Below are 17,668 nucleotides of genomic sequence, written 5' to 3' on the forward strand. Positions count from 1 at the left end.
CGGGCTACCCCGTCTCGATGTCGAGCCCGAGGCGCCCCTCCAGCTTGAGGCGCAGCAGGTGGCCCGCGAAGCGCTCCGCCTCCTCGCGGGTGAGGATGCTGCGGAAGTCCGGGCCCTCCGCGAGTTCGACCTCCATCACGGCGCCGCGCTGGAGGAGGCGGAAGAAGTCCTCCCCTCCTCCCGGGCGAGGCACGCGCAGGGGCACGAAGCCCTTGAGCGGCAGGACGTCCACGCTGGCGTCGATGACGCGCAGGAGCCCCTGCGCGTCCGGGCGCACGGCGTCGGCGGGGATGGACTCCTCCGGGTAGAGCGGCGCGGGTGCGAGCGCCAGGTCCTCGGTGGAGTCGTCGAAGAGGAAGCCGTAGCGGGACGGCACGCGCTGCGTGAGCAGGTAGCAGAGCAGGACGGCTTCATCCGGCCCCACGCGGGCGACGTGGAGGATGGAGCGCTCCGCGCCTACGCGGCGCAGGAGCAGCGTGAGGTGGGGCTGGCTGCTCGCGAGGTAGCGGCGGACGCGATCCAGGAGCGTGGTGCGCACTTCGGTGAAGGCCGCTTGATAGCGGGCTTCGCTCTCTGCTTCGCGCTGGGTGACGGCGTCGCGGGCCCTGGCGAGCTTCGCTTCCGCGTCGCGGAGGAAGTCACTGGCGGCGCCCTGCGGCTGGAGGCCCGGGGTGTTGCTTCCGGGGTCCATGCCGGCCGCGCGCACGGCGCCCAGGAGGAAGGAGCCCTGCTGCGCGAGGCGCGCCTGTTCCTCACGGAACTGGATGAGCGAGGCCGCATGGTCGCGCTTCAGCTCCGCCCAGGCGTCGTAGGTAGACTCCAGTGTCTCCAGCGTGCGGAGCTGGCCGAGCGTGGACTCTGGACCGTCTGTGTTTCGGGGGGCCAGGTCTGTATTCGCCGTGGGAGGGGGCGCCTCCACGGCCGGAACATCCACCGGCGTGTCGTGACGCAACGGGCGCGGGGGAGACTTGGACGACGGTGGCTTCTTCCCGGCGCTCACGGTGCGTGCTCCTGGTGCGAAGGCCTGCTCACTGGGGCCAATAGGGATAGCGGTGGACGTAGCCAAACCGACCTACGACCCAGATGTCTTCCGGACTGTTCCCAGCGATTCCATACATGGAAGAGCCGAAACCCACGATGCGCCAGCCTTCCCCGTTGTACCAATGGATTTGCCCTGACTCACTGACGATATAAATGGCATTCTTCCCGAAGGCGAGCACCTCCGTGAAGTTGTCAATGGCGTCGGGCGGCCCAGCGGCGACATTCCACGTCACACCGTTCCAGGACAGCAGTGTGCCGGCACTTCCAACGGCGTATGCCAGCCTCGGGCTGACGACCTGGACCCCATTCAATCGTCCAGTCGCGGGCACGCCCGGTTCGGGGAGCCAGACACTCTGGGACGGTGAGTACCGGAATATCATCGAGGAGTCTTCCCCCCCCACGGCAAACATGACTTCGGGCGACACACCGCTGATGTCCCGTAGGGGGCCTGCGTCAATCACCTGCGAAGGACCCACCGACGAGGCCCCCCCGTCCCAGGTGAACACAGCCCCTCTTGGCCCACTCAGTTCGCTTGTGACGCCATGGATTTCAACGCCCTGGCCCGCCCTGACGAACCCCTGAAGTCCCGTCACATTGGCTGCGTTCCCCATCAGTGAGGTCCAGGGGCCGCAATCTGAACTGAAGGGCTTCTGTACAATCAATTGCCCCTCTTCACGCCCGACATAGGCAACGCCTGTCTGAGGATGTGCCCAGACACTGAGAAGGGAATCAGGAAAACCTCCGGTGGAGCAGGCGCCAGGGAGCGCGCTGAAGCCAGAGTGCGATGGCTCTTTCACAGCACGTGCTGAGTTGGAGCCAACGATCCACACACCACCGTCGCCATAGGTCGCGACATCGAACCAGTCAACTCCAGCATCAACCACGGTCCGCAGGGACCAGGAAGGAGGCATGACACATGCGCCCGACTCATCCCATAGGCCATCACAGTCGTTGTCCTGCTCGTCGCAGAGTTCGCGCGCATTGGCATGAATGAACGGATTGCCGTCGTCGCAGTCCCCTTCTTGAAGGATGAAGGCCCCAGCCGGACGCGCGCAAGACTTCACCCCAGCATCGCCTTGCCCACGACCGTCATCATCTTCGTCCGGATACCAGGTGGATGCCGGGCTCGAAGCCTGGCACCGGGCCCCAGCGCCACTTTCATCACACTGAATTGAACCAAAGCATTGCGTCTGCGCGTTGAGACAACTGCCGCCAATATTGAAGCCCTCGTCAATCCCTCCCACACAATTGTCATCCACACTGTTGCAGAGTTCCGAGGCGCCCGGCCTCACCGTGGCCTGACGGTCATCACAGTCGTCATGGAGCGCACTGAGCGGCAAACGGTTCGGGGGAAGTGTCGCGCTACAGACAGACACCTGCCCCTGCTGCAGGTCTCCATGACCGTCCCGATCCTCGTCGGCCCAGGCGTACTGCACGGCAGGTGCGACACAGACCACCGCGGCGTTCTCTCCACAGCTCCGGACGCCCGTGCACCCTTCGCCCGTGGTACAGGCCTCTCCCACTCCAAGCCCGTCATCCGCCTTCCCGGTGCAGTTGTCGTCCTTGGCGTTGCAAAGCTCCGCCATCCCGGGGTTCACCGTCGGCAGCGTGTCATTGCAATCCGTCCCACCGGTCCCCATGCTGACGTAGCCATCCCCATCCGCGTCCGCCGCGACCAATGTCAACGGCAGTCGGACGACGGTGCCCTCGCGAAGGGCGACGCGCTCGGTCTTCGTCGTCACCGCGGGCCCGTCGCACGCCTGCTCGAACGCCTCGACGGAGACCGACACCGCCAGACTCCAGTCCTTCGGCGGAGAGAACCCTTGCGCCAACGTCTTCCCCTGCAGCGCCGTCCCCCGGTACGGAACTGAAACGGTCCTTGTGGCCTTGCTCCCATCGTCCTTCGCCACGAACCGCAGACACCCGGGCACGAACCCCTTCGCGTCCACGAACATCTGCAGCATCCCGCAGTCCGCAGCCCCGGCCGCGCAGAACTCCTTCTCGCGCCACAGGTCCTCCAGCGACGGCACGGTGCACCGCACCAGGGACACCGCCAGCAATGCCACCCACATCACGGGACGAAAACGGGACATGCCGTGAATCCTAGTTCATTCCCTGTCACCGCCTGCCCCGGAAACACAAAGGCCCCTCCCCGCGTACAGCGGGAAGAGGCCCGTGGACTTCAACGCCAACCCGGAATCAGGTCGTGCGCGAACCCGGGGGCACCGTGGAGCCGGTGGCCGCGGTCTGCGTCTCCGTGCCGCGCGCGCTGTTGATGGCGCCCACGAGCTTGTCCTGGCCACCCTGCAGCTTCGTGCGCAGGTCGCCGCGCAGCTGCTGCCCGGGCTTGTCCGCCATCAGCAGGCCCACGCCCACGCCCACCAGCAGGCCGGCGGCGAAGATGCCCAGCGCGGGCAGCGTCGTCTCCGCGGTGGTGCGCCGCGTCTCCAGGCCCACCAGGTCCAGCAGGTCGTCACGGTCCAGCTTCTTCAGGTCCTTCAGGCTCAGCATGTCCGACTCCGGGGGTTTGCTTCAGTGGGAAAGCCGTGTGGCGTTGAGAATGACTAGACGCTGCCCGGGGGCGGCGTGCCGCGACCGGACTGGTAGCCCTGGAAGGCCGACTCGGCCATGCCCAGGAGTTCGTCCTTCACGAAGGGCAGCGCGGCCAGCCGCACGCCCAGCTTCAGGATGCGCGCCGTCAGCGGCGTGAAGAGGCCACCGCCCAGCACGTAGCCGACGCCCGCGGCGATGGCCAGGGTGCCGTAGGGGTTGCGCTCCACGCGGCCCTTCAGGTCCAGGCTCTGGCCCAGGTCCGCCACCGCGCTGCGCGCGTTGTCGATGAACTGCTGCGCGTCCGAACCCAGCTGATCCACGCGCTGGCCGAAGCCCGCGTCATCGCCGTGTTCCGCCGAGCCGTTGCTGCCCGTCGTACCCGAATAACTCGTCATGGTCGTGCTCCCTTCCTGAACCGTCCCCGAAGGGCGGTTAGCGCGAGGCGATCCGGCCCACGAGGAAACCCACCGCGATGGCACCCAGCAGGCACGTGCCGGGGTTCGCCCGGATGAAGCCCACCACCTGACGATTCAGGTCCACCAGGTTCTGCCGCGCCTCGTCCACCTGCGGCAACACCTGATCCTGAAGCTGCCGCGCCCGGTCTGCCATCTGCTGCGGATTGATTTCCATGAAGGCCCTCTGCTCTGTGCGTTGGTTCTCGATTGCTTCCAGAAATGTGCTCATCCGGCCCCGCAGGCGCTCAACTCAACGCGAGCGCCGCGAGCCCACCACGTACCCCACGAGGAAGGCGGTCCCCACGCAGGCGTAGGGATGACGCCGCACCCACTGGCGCCAGTCGGTGGCCACCGCCACCTCCTCGCGCAGCGCGCTCACCGACGTGGCCAGGTCGGCCCGGGTGCGCTCGATCTCCTCGCGAAGCGCCGCGCTGCTGCGCGGAAGCTGTCCATTGCTAGCGGCCATGCTGCGGCTCCTTGAAAGCCTTCTCCGTGCCGTTCTTCAGCGTATTCACGCCCGGCGCCGCCTCGGGGGGGCGCGTCGTGGTGAGCGCCGCCATGCTGCGCGACAGCTCACTCGCCGTGTCATCCATCATCTGGCGCGACTTCATGCGCTTCACCGCGCGGAGGATGCCGAAGACGCCTCCTCCCAGGTTCAACCCGCCCACCAGCGCGAGCGCCCCGGCCCACCCCAGCCACGTGGCCAGGACGGCCGCCAGCGCGCCGCAGACGAACGCGTAGCCCACGAGGAGGAAGGGCACGAACACGGCGATGCTCGCCACGTCCAGGCCTATCGCCTTCGCGTCCTCCGCGATCTCCAGCCGCGCCAACTGCAGGTGCTGCGTCACCAGCTTGCTGAAGCCGTCCGCCATGCGCCCGACGAGTGCGGCGACGCCGCGATCCGTCTGTTCACTGCCCACGTGCATGCGCTCTCCGGCCGACGCTCACATCCTGTGCGCGTGGGCGCCAACCTAGGCACCCCCGCTCGCCGCGACAACCACGCCGCGGCGAAACTGTCCGGCGTTCGCAAGCGTCGGCCACTCAACGCGAAAACCCTCCGGACCCGCGTGAGCCTAGCCGATCAGCTGCACCGGCGGAGCGACAGGCGGCTGCACGGCGATGGGCGCCTCGAAGCGCATCACCAGCGGCAGGTGATCCGACGCCACCCGGCTGAGCGGCGTGCGGTGCGGCGTCACCGACACCGGCCGCACCCCGGAGTCCACGTAGATGCGATCCAACCGGAACAGGGGCAGCCGCGTCGGGTAGGTGCGCGCGGCGGCGCCCAGCTCGAACGCGGCGTCGTGGATGGCCTCCCGCACCAGCGACGACACCGGCCCGTTGCCCCACGAATTGAAGTCCCCGCACACCACCATGGGGTCCTTGCGCGCGGCGTCCCGGAGCAGGTCGGCGGACAGCAGGAGCGACTCCTGCCGCCGCCGCTCACTCACCGACAGGCCCAGGTGGAGGCAGAAGACGTGGAGCTGCTTGCCGCCCTCCAGGTCCAGGTCGCACCGCAGCGCCCCCCGGGGCTCGCGGCCCGGCACGCTCAGGTCGTAGTTCTTCGACTTGAGCACCGGCAGCCGGCTGAGGATGGCGTTGCCGTAGCGCCGGCCGTTGCGGACCACGTTGGGCCCGAAAGCCATGTGCATGCCCAGCATCTCCGCCAGGTGTTCGGGCTGGTCCTCCCGGGGCGTCTTGCCCCGGAAGTCACCGACCTCTTGCAGGGCGATGATGTCCGCGTTCACTTCCTGGAGCACCGCGCCCACGCGGGACAGGTCGAAGGCCCCGTCCACGCCGATGCCGCTGTGGATGTTGTAGGAGACGAGGGTCAGCTCCACGCGTCGTTCACCCTCCCCTTTCTCAGGCCGGGATGAGCCGGCGGGCCGCCAGACGCACGACCCCCAGGGGCAGCGACGCCAGCCGTTGCACGGCCGACGCCACGTCGCCCACGCCGGTCTGGATGGCCTTGAGCTGCAGGCGGGCATCGCTGACGAGATCCGACAGCCGGCCCTGCGAGGGCAGCGGCTCCTTGGTGGTGGGCAGGGCGCCGATGGGCGCCGTCGTCCCGATGGCGGGCGCCGCGGCCTCCTTGCGCTTCTTGGCGTTCGCGCGGGCCGGCTGCGCGTGGGAGAACTTGGCGTCCGGCTCCGGACGGGCCAATTCCTCCAGCTGAAGCTCCATCTTGCGCGCCATCAAAATCTCCTCCGTCTGGGCGTGGCTCTTGCCGTAGTGGACGCCCTCCTGGTCGTCCACGGTCACGCGCGTGGACTGGGCCAGCTGTTCCTTGTCGCGCTGGCGAAGGCCGCGCTTCTGCACGGGCAGCGTCTTGGGCACCTGGAAGTGGTCGAAGCTGTAGGAGCGAGGCATGCGCGCTCTCCTTTCCAAAAATCAATGCGCTGCGTTGATGGACTGAAGCTAGGGAGCCCTTCGCCGTCCGTAACGCCTTGACCGTGAGGAACCGCCACGCCTGCCTGCCCTCCGTCCGACCCAGGACAGGGTTTCGCCTCCCAGGGCACCTAAGTACCGACAACAGCACGCTTCCGCAGCCTGCCTCCGGGACGGCCTTCCAGACGTCCACCAGGAGGCATCCGGACGAGCCCTTCAAAGCAGAGAAGCAGACAACCCACGCCCGTGATGCCGCTCCGGGAAGGTTCCGCGCGCGCGTGGTGTAAAGAAGCGCCCATGCCCGCCCGGAATCATTCCGCGTCCCGCTTCCTGCTCCTCACCCTGCTCGCCTCCGGTCCCTCGGTGCTGGCCACTCCGTCGCCCGCCTCCCCTCCGGCCGTCGTCCGGGGAGAGATGGCGCCCCTGCCGGTGAAACCCACCAGCGGCCCCCACCTCTTGCTCCAGCCCGTCAGCGCGAAGCCGGGCGACCCGGTGCTGGTGACGGTGCGCGGCGCGTCCGGGCTCCCCACCGGGACGCTGGATGGCCGGCCCCTGCGCTTCTTCGCGTGGCAGGACGGCTATGCCGCCCTCACCGGCCTTCCGGTGGAACAGCCCGCCGGCACGGTGAGCGTGGACGTGACGGCCCCCGGCCGGGGCCTGCCGGTGGCGCTGTCCGGTTCGGTGGCGGTGGGCGCGCCGGGCTACCGCGAGCGCGAGCTGCGCGTGGCCGGCAAGTACGTGTCGCCGCCCAAGGCGGTGAAGGCGCGCATGGAGGCGGACCGCAAGGCGTTCGCCGCGGCGTTCGCGCAGCCCTTCCGCACGCCGCTGTTCGGGCAGAACTTCGCGTGGCCGCGCCAGGACACGGTGACGGCGCCCTTCGGCGACCGGCGCTCGTTCAACGGCAAGCTGCAGAGCCAACACTTCGGCGTGGACCTGGACGGAGACCCGGGCGCGCCGGTGTTCGCCGCCAACGACGGCACGGTGGTGATGGCGCGCGACAACTACGCCTCCGGCAACACCGTGCTCGTGCACCACGGCGCGGGGCTCTACACCGCGTACTTCCACCTGTCGCGCATCCGCGTGAAGGACGGCGCGAAGGTGAAGGTGGGCGAGGAGCTGGGGCTCGTGGGCAGCACCGGCCGCGTCACCGGTCCCCACCTCCACTGGGGCGTGAAGGCGGACGACCGGTGGGTGGATGGCCAGACGCTGCTCAAGCTGGACTTCTTCGGCGCGCAGGAGACGCCGGGCGTCGCCGCCAGCTCACCAGACCTGGGGAATCGATAGCGCGCGGCGCGCCTCGTCGGGCGTCATCGGCTCGCGACCCGCGTCGCGGGCCATGCGCACGGCCTTCTCCACGAGCGGGCCGTTACCCTTGGCCATCTCCTTGCCGTGGGTGTCCAGGTAGAAGTTGTCCTCCAGGCCCACGCGGATGTTGCCGCCCAGCACCAGCGCGGCCATCACCAGCGGCCACTGCACGCGGGAGATGCCAATCACCTCCCAGGTGTCGGTGGGGCCCACCTGCCGCGCCATGTGCGCCAGGTTCTCCGCCGTGGGTGCGACGCCGCCCAGCACGCCCATCACGAAGCTGTACTGGAGCGGCGGCTTGAGCGCGCCCATGGCCAGCAGCGGCTGCGCGTTGTGGATGTGCCCCACGTCGAAGCACTCCAACTCCGGCTTGCTGCCGCCGCGCTTCATCGCCTCCGCGGCCAGCAGGATGTCGGAGAAGGGGTTGGGGAACACGAAGTCGAAGACGAAGCCTTTGCGCTTCTCTGAATACTTCGCGTAGTTCATCGAGCCCATGTTGAGGGCGGCCATCTCCGGCCCCACCTCGTGCACGTACTCCAGGCGCGAGCGCTTCTCGTCGTCGCCCTCCACCCCCATGTTGAAGCCGCCGGTGGAGAAGTTCACGATGATGGGGCTGCGCTTCTTCACCTCGTCGCGGATCTGCCGGTAGATGTCCTTGCTCCAGGACTGATCGCCCGTCTCGGGGTCTCTCGCGTGGATGTGCACCACCGCGGCGCCCGCCTCGTACGCGCGGCGGGCCTCCTCGCCCAGCTCCACTGGCGAGTACGGGATGTAGGGACACTGCTCGCGCTTCGTCAGCACGCCGTCCAGCGCGCACGTCACGATGACCTTGTCGTTCAGCGAAGCCATGGATTGAGACCTCCTTCAGGAGAAGTCGTGGGGGGAGAAGCCGGGGAGAGAAGCCGGGGGGAAAGAGCTGCGAAGGGGTTTCAGCGGTCCTTCCACTGCGGGGGCCGCTTCTCCAGGAAGGCCGTCACGCCCTCGGCGGTGTCGTCCGCGAGCACGTTGAGCGACAGCTGCGACGCCAGGAACTCCAGCGCGGCCGGCAGCGGCAGGTCCTCCGCGGTGAAGAAGGCGCGCCGGCCCAGGGCCAGCACCGCCTGGCTCTTGCCCGCGAGCTTCCCCGCGAGCGCGGCCACCGTGGCGTCCAGCTCCGCGGCCGGCACCACCCGGTTGAGCAGCCCCAGCGCCAGGGCCTCGCGCGCGGGCAGCCGGTCCCCGGTGAGCACCAGCTCCAGCGCGCGCTTGCGCCCCAGGTGCCGCTGCAGGAGCGCCATCATCATCATGGGGAAGAGCCCCACGTCGATTTCAGGGGTGCCCAGGTCCGCGCCCTCCACCGCGACGGCCAGGTCGCACGCGAGCACCAGGCCCAGCCCACCCGCCAGCGCGTGGCCGTTGACCCGCGCCACGGTGGGCTTGCGCACGTCCTGGAAGCGCGTGAGCAGCCGCCCATAGGCGCGCCGTCCCTCGTGGGTCGCCAGGAAGCCGCCGTCTCCGGAGAGCTGCCCCAGGTCCCCGCCCGCGCAGAACGCCTTCTCCCCCGCGCCGGTGAGCACGAGCACGCGCACCGCGGGGTCCGCGTCCGCGCGCTCCAGCGCGTCGCTCAGCCCCTGGATGACACCCGGCGACAGCGCGTTGCGCGCCTTGGGCCGGTCGATGGTCAGGTGCGCTTGGGGGCCTTGGACTTCGTACCGGACTTCTCCCGCTTCCATGTGGACACCTCTGGAGGGGCCTCGCTCTTCGGAAGCTCGCTGCCCTGCGGCAGCTCACTCCGGGGGACGAGGACGCCGTGAAGGAAGGAGTCGGCGATCTGCGCCTTGGCGCGCTCCAGCATCACCGTGTCGCGGGCGTCCGCGAGCCCCACGACGAAGGCCGTGAGGCCCATCTCGATGGAGCCGAAGAGCAGCGCGGAGGCGAGCAGCGGATCCACGTCCGGGCGCAGCTCACCCGTCTCCCGGGCGCGCGTGAACATCTGCGCGCTCAGGCGGATGACGTCCACGAAGGCCGTCTGCCGGTTGATGCGGGCGCCCGCCGGACTGCGGGCGATCTCCAGGATGAGGACCTTCACCGCGCGCGGGTCGACACGGTAGGCCTCGAAGGCCACGTCCGCGATGCGGCGCACCTTCTCCGCGAGCGGGCCTTCGCTCTCCGCGACCACGCGCGCGCGGGAGATGAAGCCGCTCCAGCCCGTCTCGAAGACGGTCTCCAGCAGCTCATCCTTGTTCTTGAAGTAGTGGTAGACGAGCCCGTACGCGACGCCCGCCTCCTTGGCGACGTCCGCGATGCGGCAGCCGTGGTAGCCCTTGCGGGCGAACACGTCGATGGCGGCACGCAGGATGGTCCGGCGACGCTCGCTCTCCCGCGTCCCGCCTTCTGGCGCCGACTTCTGCTGGCCCACGCGTCCTCCCGGCTGATTGATTCAAGAATCAGTCAGCCACGCTACGGACGCAGGGCCCCGGGGTCAATCCTTACGTGGGGCCCCCCGCCACGCCGAGGGGGAGGCGGGCGGAAGGCGCTCACGTCGAGGGGCCGGACTGAAGGGACTTCAGGCCGGGGTGCCGTTGAACATCACCCGGGCCACGCCCAGGAGACGGTCCACGTCGCGGGCGTTGAGGCCCCGGGCGCGGGCGAAGTCCGACAGGGGACGCAGCAGGTCCTCCGTCTGGGCGGGGGTCTGCTCGGTGCCCGTGAAGAGCTCACCGAGACTGACACTGAGGGCATTGGAGAGCGCCGCGAGGGTCTCCACATGAGGCACACGCTCGCCGCGCTCGATCATCGACAGGAAGGACACGCTGATCTGTGCCCGCTCTGCGAGCTCTTCCTGCGTCCATCGCTCCGGGCGCTGCGTGCGAAGCTCGCGAATGCGCTGGCCAATTCTTTTTCCGAGGTCCGACACGAAAGACGACTCCTGGGGGAGGGGAATGTTCCGAGGTGAGTGCAACCATCGCGCACGGCGGGTGATTCCTACCCGCCCGAACCAAAGGACCCGAAACCGGCGACACTCAGGTTGAGTCCGGCGAATTCCGGCGACTGATTGCGCCGCAGGATGACCACCCCCTCGATTCGCCAGCAGTCACACGCCGGTCCGTAGGACACGCCGAAGGTCTGCTGTGCAAGGGGCTGACTTTCCTGGGAATTCAAGTCCTTATACAGAGGCTGCACCAACGCTTCGTATCGCAACCCGAGCCCGAATCCGAGCTTGATTCGCGTACCGACAGTGAGAGCCTGGGCCCGTTCGGTCGGAGAGGGGTCGAGCTGGTCGGTGTGGGATGGCAGGGGCCGGGGTGCGTCGCCCACGAGCATGTCCACCCCCCGGCGCACGAAGTCGGGGCCTTGCGCGAACGGATCCAGCCCCCGGTCCAGGGAGAGCTGCTTCACGGCGAGCAGGTCGTCATAGCGCGCGTAGAGCGCGTTGCCGCGGCCGTTGTCGATGGTGAAGTCCGCGCCCAGTTGGGTGATGTCCCCCGTCGTGGGGTCCATGCGCACGAGCCCGCCCGCGGTGAGCACGCCCGCGCTGGCGGAGAGGCGCGCGAAGGTGTCGCGCAGCACGCTGCCGCGCACGGTGTCACCGCCCGCGACGGGGGCATGGCGGGACAAATCAAAGCCCTGACCGATGCGCAGGCGCAGCGGTTCGCGGTTCGTGGGGCCCTTGCGCACGCGCAACGTCTGGTCCACGGCCAGCACGGCGTGGAGGAAGCCTCGCACGCGGCCGTCGGACTGGAGCGGCACGGCGGAGTCGAGTTCGTCGTAGATGAGCGGGACGGCGCTGGAGCCCTCCGGCCGCGCCACGGTGAAGCCCCGGCCCCAGCCACCGGGCACGTAGCGCAGGCTCACCGACGGCGAGAGCGTGTGGCGGTAGAGCGTGTCCTTGTCCGTGAAGGTGCGGGCCAGCTGCGAGTCCAGCACCAGGTCCACCAGGGGGTAGCCGCGCTGGGAGGTGCGGCCGGAGAACTCGCCCACGGCGACGTCCTGGCGCACCCCCAGCGAGGGCGTCAGCCGGGCCCAGGGCCCCAGCCCGTAGGAGGTGGACAGGCGCGGGAACAGCGAGACGCGGTCGCGGGCCTCGCGCTCCGTGGGGTCGAAGCGGCCGTTGCCCTCCAGGTCGTCCTTCGGCAGCGCGAAGTAGTTGAAGTTCAGCGGCACGGACGCGGGGCGCCACAGGCCCAGGGGCGTGAAGACGCCGTCCCGGCCGTCATCCGCGAAGGCGCTGCGCAGGGGCGTCAGCCGGCTGTACTCCACCTGCAGCCCGCCCGTGGCGCTCCCGCCGAACAGGGGCCGGTCCGGCAGCGCGAAGGTGATGCCCGGCAGCCGCTGGAAGGTCGTCGGGCCGTGCGGGTCGAACGCCACGTTGTTCGCGGTGGCCTCCGCGGGGATGGTGTTCGGCTTGAAGAAGCGGAACGGGTAGCGCAGGTCCTGGCGCAGCGACACGTCCAGGCCCAGGTAGCGGTCATCCTGGCGCTGGTACACGACGGCGGTGCTGCGCAGGTAGCTGTAGTTCTGCACCAGCACGTCGGCGGTGAGGTCGCGCGTGTAGAAGCCGTCCGACACGAAGTACGCGTCCACCCGGTCGCGCCAGCCGTCGCCCAGCTCCTGCGTGTGCTGCCAGGACGCCTCGCCGCGCAGCCCGCGCCGGTCCTGGACGATCTGCTGGGTGGGCACCGGAAAATCCGGGTTGGAGCGGTCGTAGACCCGCATGAACGCCCCGGTGATGGGATCCAGGCGGGGCCGCAGGTCGTAGAGGAAGCCCAGCGTGGCGCGGCCCCGGGTGCGGTCGCTGGGGACGTAGCGGAACTCGGTGTGGAGCCGGGGCCCCTGCACGCCGTTGGGGCGCGTCTCGCGGATGGGGTTGCCCTCCGCGTCCACGAACTGGGGGTTCACCACGTCCCCGCCGCCCGTGAAGTAGCCCGGGGTGAAGGTGAGATCGTAGCTCTCCCCCAGCGTGACGAAGACGGGCACGTCCAGCGCGAAGCCGTTGAGGCCGGAGTTGGCGGGCCGGGGGATGAGCAGGCCCGTGCGCCGCTCGGCCAGGGGCAGGTACAACCACGGCAGCGCGAACACCGGCACGGAGCGCACGTACACCACGGGCCAGGTGAGGATGGCCCGCTCGCCCATGACGACGTTGGCCTCCTTGGCCTCCACGCGCCAGCCGGGCTCCCCCGGGCCGCACTGGCACGGGGTGAAGGCGAGCCCGTCCACGGAGAAGGCCGCCTCCCCGGTGCGGCGGATGCGCGTGCCGCTCATCAGGACGGGCGTCTCCCCCAGCTTGCGCAGCTCCTCCGGCGTCTTGGCGGCCTGGAGGGCTTCGGGGGTGACGCCCTTCTTCTGCATGAAGAGGCCGCCCTTCACGCTGGCCTCGTTGGAGCGCAGGTCCACGCGCACGTCTTCCGCGATGGCGGCCATCATGCCGCTGACGAACATCACGTTGCCGGTGGCGGTGGCCACCTGGGTGGCCTCGCTGTACGTCACCTCGTCCGCGCGCAGGACGTTGGGGCCGCTTCTGAGCTCGCAGTGGCCGCGCGCGGTGAGGATGTCCGACTCGTAGACGACGTAGTCGGCCGCCAGCTCCACGACCTCGCCGGTGGGCAGTTCCACCTGGGTGGCCAGCGGAATCTGGGCCGACACCAGGAGCGTCAGGGCGACCGGAGCGAGGAAGGTCATGCGGGGTGAGTCGGCGGTGGGCGCCGTGCCGGCAACGGCGCCCTGCCCGTCCTACCGGCCCGGACGCGGGAAGTCGAGGGTGATGAGCCCGCCTTCCTGACGTGTCTGGTAGCGAACCCCCTGCTTCAGCTGGATGACCACGCGCACGGTGTGGCCCGCGCCCGGTACGGCCTCCACGCGAGACACCGCCGACGGGAAGAAGTGCGTGTCCAGGGGCAGCGTGTTGTTGGACTCCACCACGCGCGTGTTCTCCAGCTCCAGCACCACCTGGTTGCCAGCGTCGCTCACGTTGTAGCGCACGGGCTCGTTGGTGCGCACGAACACGCGCGAGCTGTCCGGCTGCTGCTGGAAGCCCACCAGCGTCATCGTCTTGCGGCGCGAGGACGTGGCGCCGCCCCCGCTCTCCCGGGGCTCGCGCGCGGCGCTGCCCTGGCTGGGACGCGCGGTGGACTCACGGGACGCCACCGTGCGCTCCTGACGGCGCTCGCGGGCCTCCGCGGCCTGCTGGCGCTTCGCCTCGGCGGCGGCGACGCGGGCCTGCTGCTGCTCCTCGCGGCGGGCCTGGGCGGCGGCCTGGGCCTCCTCGGCCTGCTGGCGCTTCGCGTCGGCGGCGGCGGTGCGGGCCTGTTCGGCCTGCTCGCGCTTCGCCTGGGCGGCGGCCTGGGCTTCGGCGCGCTTCGCCTCGGCGGCGGCCTGCGCGGCGGCGCGGCGCTCCTCGGCGGTGTTCTTCGCGGACGCCTGGGCCTGTTCGGCCTGCTGGCGCTTCGCGTCGGCGGCGGCCTGCTCGGTGGCGCGGCGCTCGTCCTCGGCGCGCTTCGCGGCGACGCGGGCGTCCTCCTCCTGGCGCTTGCGCTCGGCGATGGCGGCCTCTTCCGACGCGCGGCGCTCCTCGTCCTGGCGCTGCGAGGCGAGCCGGGCCTCCTCCTGCTTCTTGCGCTCGGACTCGGCGTCCTCCTTGGCGCGGGCGGCGGCCTCGGCGGCGGCCTTCTCCTGGTTCTCGCGGTCGGCGCGGGCGGCGTCGGCGGCGGCCTTCGCGGCCTTGTCCTGCGCGTCCCGGTCCGACGCGGCGGCGCGGGCCGCGTCCTGGGCATTGGCGCCCGCGGGGGTGTTGGTCGCGGAGGCGATCTCCGCCGTGCCCTGCTGCTGCGCGGGCGGCGTGTTGGCCGCGACCGCGGTGCCGCCTCCCGCGCCCAGGACCTTCACCACCAGCTTGTTGCCGGCGGACTGGATGTCCGTCTCCACCTCGCGCTCATAGCCGATGAGGATGCGCGCGATGGACGCGGACTCGGTGCCGTACATGGCGGTGCGGATGCCCGTCACGGTGCCGTTGGCCACCGGCAGCTCCGCTTCCACGCCCTGGAACACGGCGCCGGACACGTCGATGACGAGCCGGGGCGGATCCGTCATGGTGAAGCTGTTGAAGTCCGGCTTCTTGCTGCCGTTGATCTCCACCGTCCCACCGCTGACGGTGATGCCGGTGATGGTGTTGAGGTCCGCCGGCGCCGACTGCTGCGCCAGCGCCACCAGGGGCACGAGCACCCATCCGAGCAGCGACACCGCATAGGCCTTCATCGACCACTCCCGTTGACGTTCGCCAGAGGGGCGTGAAGCTAGCACGCAGCCGGGGGGCTCCAACTTTTCAGGCCGGCGGGAACGTCCGGGCTTCAACGCAAGCGCGGCAGCACGGGCGAACGCGTGCGGTGCGTGCGGGTGTATTCAATGAGGTTCTTGATGTCGTAGCAGATCTGCCGGATGTCGTGCCCCATGGTGAGCTCGACGTGGCTGTTGCCCTTCACCGGCCGCCACAGGAGGTATTCGCTCTTGGCGGCGCGATACACACTGCGGGTGGACTCCACCGACGCCAGCGGGTCCAGGTCCCCGAAGATGATGGCCATGGGGATTTCAATCTTCCCGAAGCCGCGCTTGAAGTCGTAGTCCGTGCGGTAGCAGACCATCTCGCCCCGGCGGATCCACCGGGCGAACTGCTCAATCACCTTGCGCGGCTCGCGCTCGCCGCCCTCGCGCAAGAGCCAGCGGATGTCGTCGCGGCTGACGCGCTCGGTGTTGACGAGCCGGTTCAGCTTGCGCGTGAAACGTTGATACAGCGGCGACTCATCCGCCTGCGCGAGCTGCCGCTCCACGAACTTGAGGACGACGTCCACCGGCACCGCGTTGAAGACGAGCGACCTGGGCGCCTCCGTCTCCAGGCGCTTCTGGAGCCTGGGGCTGAAGACGCCCGCCCCCTTCGCCAGGAGCCCCTTGCCGAGCGCGCTCGCGCGGCGGTTCAGGTTCATGCCCCCCAGCGCCATGTCCACCGCGCTCGCCAGGAGCGGCGAGCCGTGCGCGAGCAGGCGCAGCAGCATGAAGCCGCGCCCCAGGTCCGCGGGCGCGCCAATGGTGATGAGCCCCTCGAAGTCGTCGTGGATGCCGGCGTAGCCGTAGCCCAGCATGCCGCCCATGGAGTGGCCGCAGTAGAAGACGCGCTCGCGCCGGGTGATGCGCTTGACGCCGGAGACGGCCGCCGGCAGGTCGTAGAGGAAGTAGCTGTCCAGGTCCCAGCCGTAGTCCAGGTCCGGGGGCAGCGGGCGCTTGAAGCGCTCGGCGCGCTCCTTCTGGAAGGCGATGGAGCTCTTGCCGTGCCCGCGCAGCTCCAGGATGTGGATGTCCACGCCGAAGAAGAGGAGGTTCTTGACGAACTGTCCGCTGGTCCAGGTGTGCCGGTTCTGGGAGAAGCCGTGCACGAGCAACAGTGGCTCACCGAACAGCGGCTGCGCGAACGCCTGTTTCACCGGCCGGTAGCGCGTGATGACAAGCGACCATCCGTCCGCCGTCTCCACCACGTAGTTCGTCTTTGAGTACAGTTGCCGGAAGTCGACTTCATCGACGGTGGGCATCGGAGGGCCCGGAAGGGCCGATCTCCAGTCCGGCAAGCGCATGTTTCAAAGTTACTGCCGGTGCTGCATCGCGCCAAGGTTTCGTGCGAGCAATCGTTTCACGGCTCCTACCAGGAACAATGAGCCCGTGCACAACACGAGCCCGTCCGCGGTGGCGTCCGCGTCCCCGCGGGCTCCGGCGAGCGCCTCCTCCAGGGAGCCGTGCACGACGACGCGTGAGCACAAGGCCCGCGCTTCGTCAGCGTAGCGCTCCGGGGGAAGCGAGCGCGACGTGTCCAGGGGCGTGAGGTGCACGGAGGTCGCGAGCGGAAAGAGCGCGCGCATCATCGGTCCGCGGTCCTTGTCCGCCACCACGCCGAACACCAGGTGCAGCGGCCGGCCCGCGTAGAGCGCGCGCAGGGCCTCCAGCAGCACCGCCACGCCCGCCGGGTTGTGGGCGCCGTCCACCACCACCGGGGGGCGCGCCGCCACCTCCTCCAGCCGGCCGGGCCAGCGCGCGGTGGCCAGTCCCACGCGGGCGGCCTCCGGCGTTACGGCCACGCCCTGCGCCTGGAGCACCTCCAGGCAGGCCAGGGCGACCGCGGCGTTCTGGCGCTGGTAGGGCCCCCGCAGCGACAGCGTCAGGTCCTCGAGCGTCCAGGCGAGCCCCTGGTACGCAAGCCTGCCGGTGTCGCGCACGGCGAACTCGAAGTCGCGCCCCTCCAGGCGCACCGGGACGCCCAGGTGCTCCGCGCGCAGCAGGAGCATGTCCAGGGCTTCGGGGTCCTGGCGTGCGAGCACCACTGGGACGTGCGGCTTGAAGATGCCCGCCTTCTCCCCGGCGATCTCCCGGAGCGTGTGGCCCAGGTACTCCATGTGGTCGAAGGACACGGGGGTGATGCACGTCACCAGGGGGTTCGCGGCGGTGGTCGCGTCCAGCCGTCCGCCCAGCCCCGTCTCCAGCACCGCCACGTCCACGCGCTCGCGGGAGAAGTGCCAGAGGGCGACCACGGTGCCGAACTCGAAGTACGTCATCGGATCCGACAGCGCGGAGGGGTAGCGCTCCAGGACTTCCAGGATGCGCTGCCCGAAGACGTCGTCGGAGATGTCGTCTCCCGCGACGCGGATGCGCTCGTTGACGCGCACCAGGTGCGGCGACGTGTAGAGCCCCACCCGGTGGCCCGCGGCCTGGAGCGCGCTGGCCACGAAGGCGCAGGTGCTGCCCTTGCCGTTGGTGCCGGCGACGTGGAGCGCCGGGAAGTCGCGCTCCGGGTGGTCCAACGAGGCCAGCGCGTCCTTCACCCGCTCCAGCCCCAGCTTGATGCCGGAGGGGTTGAGCGCCTGGAAGAAGCGCAGGGCCTCCTCGGGGGTGGAGGGCGCGTCCGCGTCCATAACGGG

18 protein-coding genes are annotated in these 17,668 nt (G+C 69.8%); 1 reads left to right on the plus strand and 17 read right to left on the minus strand.

The genetic code is table 11. The annotated features are described in order from the left end of the window. Nucleotides 1-4: 4 nt before the first annotated feature. The 9 genes from D7X12_RS09920 to D7X12_RS09960 form a co-directional block, all read right to left on the minus strand. Nucleotides 5-1,000, minus strand: coding sequence for a hypothetical protein (locus tag D7X12_RS09920; protein WP_341868209.1), 996 nt, complete (start codon nt 998-1,000; stop codon nt 5-7). A 28-nt stretch (nt 1,001-1,028) separates the two neighbouring features. Beyond that, nucleotides 1,029-3,134 carry a putative metal-binding motif-containing protein gene (locus D7X12_RS09925; RefSeq protein WP_120625022.1) on the minus strand — a complete coding sequence of 702 codons (2,106 nt, stop codon included), beginning with the start codon at nt 3,132-3,134 and terminating at the stop codon, nt 1,029-1,031. 106 nt (nt 3,135-3,240) lie between these two features. Continuing rightward, entirely contained in the window at nt 3,241-3,552 is a 312-nt protein-coding gene (locus D7X12_RS09930) for a YtxH domain-containing protein (protein ID WP_120609661.1), read from the minus strand. A 53-nt stretch (nt 3,553-3,605) separates the two neighbouring features. Further along, the gene (locus tag D7X12_RS09935) at nt 3,606-3,989 is read right to left on the minus strand and encodes a hypothetical protein (RefSeq protein ID WP_120625023.1); all 384 of its coding nucleotides are present in this window, start codon (nt 3,987-3,989) and stop codon (nt 3,606-3,608) included. Between the two features lie 37 nt (nt 3,990-4,026). Beyond that, entirely contained in the window at nt 4,027-4,224 is a 198-nt protein-coding gene (locus D7X12_RS09940; RefSeq protein ID WP_120609663.1) for a hypothetical protein, read from the minus strand. 75 nt (nt 4,225-4,299) lie between these two features. Beyond that, nucleotides 4,300-4,515, minus strand: coding sequence for a DUF3618 domain-containing protein (locus tag D7X12_RS09945; RefSeq protein ID WP_120625024.1), 216 nt, complete (start codon nt 4,513-4,515; stop codon nt 4,300-4,302). After that, entirely contained in the window at nt 4,505-4,975 is a 471-nt protein-coding gene (locus D7X12_RS09950; protein WP_120625025.1) for a phage holin family protein, read from the minus strand. The genes D7X12_RS09945 and D7X12_RS09950 overlap by 11 nt, the downstream gene beginning before the upstream one ends. 147 nt (nt 4,976-5,122) lie before the next feature. Further along, nucleotides 5,123-5,887: an endonuclease/exonuclease/phosphatase family protein gene (locus D7X12_RS09955; protein WP_120625026.1), complete on the minus strand. Its 765-nt coding sequence runs from the start codon at nt 5,885-5,887 to the stop codon at nt 5,123-5,125. 22 nt (nt 5,888-5,909) lie between these two features. Further along, a complete protein-coding gene (locus D7X12_RS09960) occupies nt 5,910-6,416 on the minus strand; it encodes a hypothetical protein (protein ID WP_120625027.1) in 507 nt (168 codons plus the stop codon). Nucleotides 6,417-6,731: 315 nt separating this feature from the next. Here D7X12_RS09960 and D7X12_RS09965 point away from each other — a divergent pair, with 315 nt between their 5' ends. After that, nucleotides 6,732-7,718, plus strand: coding sequence for a M23 family metallopeptidase (locus tag D7X12_RS09965; RefSeq protein WP_120625028.1), 987 nt, complete (start codon nt 6,732-6,734; stop codon nt 7,716-7,718). On the opposite strand, the gene D7X12_RS09970 is transcribed toward D7X12_RS09965, so the two are convergent. From D7X12_RS09970 to D7X12_RS10005, 8 genes are all read right to left on the minus strand, one after another. Beyond that, nucleotides 7,695-8,588, minus strand: coding sequence for a beta-keto acid cleavage family enzyme (locus tag D7X12_RS09970; RefSeq protein ID WP_120625029.1), 894 nt, complete (start codon nt 8,586-8,588; stop codon nt 7,695-7,697). The two genes, D7X12_RS09965 and D7X12_RS09970, sit on opposite strands and share 24 nt — an antisense overlap. Nucleotides 8,589-8,668: 80 nt before the next feature. Next, a complete protein-coding gene (locus D7X12_RS09975; protein ID WP_120625030.1) occupies nt 8,669-9,451 on the minus strand; it encodes an enoyl-CoA hydratase/isomerase family protein in 783 nt (260 codons plus the stop codon). Then, nucleotides 9,400-10,137, minus strand: coding sequence for a TetR/AcrR family transcriptional regulator (locus tag D7X12_RS09980; protein ID WP_120625031.1), 738 nt, complete (start codon nt 10,135-10,137; stop codon nt 9,400-9,402). The genes D7X12_RS09975 and D7X12_RS09980 overlap by 52 nt, the downstream gene beginning before the upstream one ends. A 147-nt stretch (nt 10,138-10,284) precedes the next feature. Next, nucleotides 10,285-10,635: a helix-turn-helix domain-containing protein gene (locus D7X12_RS09985; RefSeq protein WP_120625032.1), complete on the minus strand. Its 351-nt coding sequence runs from the start codon at nt 10,633-10,635 to the stop codon at nt 10,285-10,287. Nucleotides 10,636-10,703: 68 nt separating this feature from the next. Further along, nucleotides 10,704-13,397 (minus strand): LPS-assembly protein LptD, encoded by a 2,694-nt coding sequence (locus tag D7X12_RS09990; RefSeq protein ID WP_120625033.1) that lies wholly within the window; start codon nt 13,395-13,397, stop codon nt 10,704-10,706. Nucleotides 13,398-13,448: 51 nt separating this feature from the next. Then, a complete protein-coding gene (locus D7X12_RS09995; protein WP_208718923.1) occupies nt 13,449-14,969 on the minus strand; it encodes an AMIN domain-containing protein in 1,521 nt (506 codons plus the stop codon). 92 nt (nt 14,970-15,061) lie between these two features. Continuing rightward, nucleotides 15,062-16,333 (minus strand): alpha/beta fold hydrolase, encoded by a 1,272-nt coding sequence (locus tag D7X12_RS10000; RefSeq protein ID WP_120625035.1) that lies wholly within the window; start codon nt 16,331-16,333, stop codon nt 15,062-15,064. A 9-nt stretch (nt 16,334-16,342) separates the two neighbouring features. Continuing rightward, complete coding sequence (locus D7X12_RS10005; RefSeq protein ID WP_208718925.1) at nt 16,343-17,662, minus strand: bifunctional folylpolyglutamate synthase/dihydrofolate synthase; 1,320 nt, start codon at nt 17,660-17,662, stop codon at nt 16,343-16,345. Nucleotides 17,663-17,668: the final 6 nt, after the last annotated feature.

It is taken from the genome of Corallococcus sicarius (genome assembly GCF_003611735.1).
Classification (GTDB): Bacteria; Myxococcota; Myxococcia; order Myxococcales; family Myxococcaceae; genus Corallococcus; species Corallococcus sicarius.

Bases quoted from the DNA above. Each gene is read 5' to 3' on its own strand.
- D7X12_RS09965 (WP_120625028.1), top strand. From the start codon at position 6,732: ATGCCCGCCCGGAATCATTCCGCGTCCCGCTTCCTGCTCCTCACCCTG.
- D7X12_RS10005 (WP_208718925.1), bottom strand. From the start codon at position 17,662: ATGGACGCGGACGCGCCCTCCACCCCCGAGGAGGCCCTGCGCTTCTTC.
- D7X12_RS09935 (WP_120625023.1), bottom strand. From the start codon at position 3,989: ATGACGAGTTATTCGGGTACGACGGGCAGCAACGGCTCGGCGGAACAC.
- D7X12_RS09975 (WP_120625030.1), bottom strand. From the start codon at position 9,451: ATGGAAGCGGGAGAAGTCCGGTACGAAGTCCAAGGCCCCCAAGCGCAC.
- D7X12_RS09940 (WP_120609663.1), bottom strand. From the start codon at position 4,224: ATGGAAATCAATCCGCAGCAGATGGCAGACCGGGCGCGGCAGCTTCAG.
- D7X12_RS09960 (WP_120625027.1), bottom strand. From the start codon at position 6,416: ATGCCTCGCTCCTACAGCTTCGACCACTTCCAGGTGCCCAAGACGCTG.
- D7X12_RS09925 (WP_120625022.1), bottom strand. From the start codon at position 3,134: ATGTCCCGTTTTCGTCCCGTGATGTGGGTGGCATTGCTGGCGGTGTCC.
- D7X12_RS09995 (WP_208718923.1), bottom strand. From the start codon at position 14,969: ATGAAGGCCTATGCGGTGTCGCTGCTCGGATGGGTGCTCGTGCCCCTG.
- D7X12_RS09970 (WP_120625029.1), bottom strand. From the start codon at position 8,588: ATGGCTTCGCTGAACGACAAGGTCATCGTGACGTGCGCGCTGGACGGC.
- D7X12_RS09945 (WP_120625024.1), bottom strand. From the start codon at position 4,515: ATGGCCGCTAGCAATGGACAGCTTCCGCGCAGCAGCGCGGCGCTTCGC.
- D7X12_RS10000 (WP_120625035.1), bottom strand. From the start codon at position 16,333: ATGCGCTTGCCGGACTGGAGATCGGCCCTTCCGGGCCCTCCGATGCCC.
- D7X12_RS09950 (WP_120625025.1), bottom strand. From the start codon at position 4,975: ATGCACGTGGGCAGTGAACAGACGGATCGCGGCGTCGCCGCACTCGTC.
- D7X12_RS09990 (WP_120625033.1), bottom strand. From the start codon at position 13,397: ATGACCTTCCTCGCTCCGGTCGCCCTGACGCTCCTGGTGTCGGCCCAG.
- D7X12_RS09930 (WP_120609661.1), bottom strand. From the start codon at position 3,552: ATGCTGAGCCTGAAGGACCTGAAGAAGCTGGACCGTGACGACCTGCTG.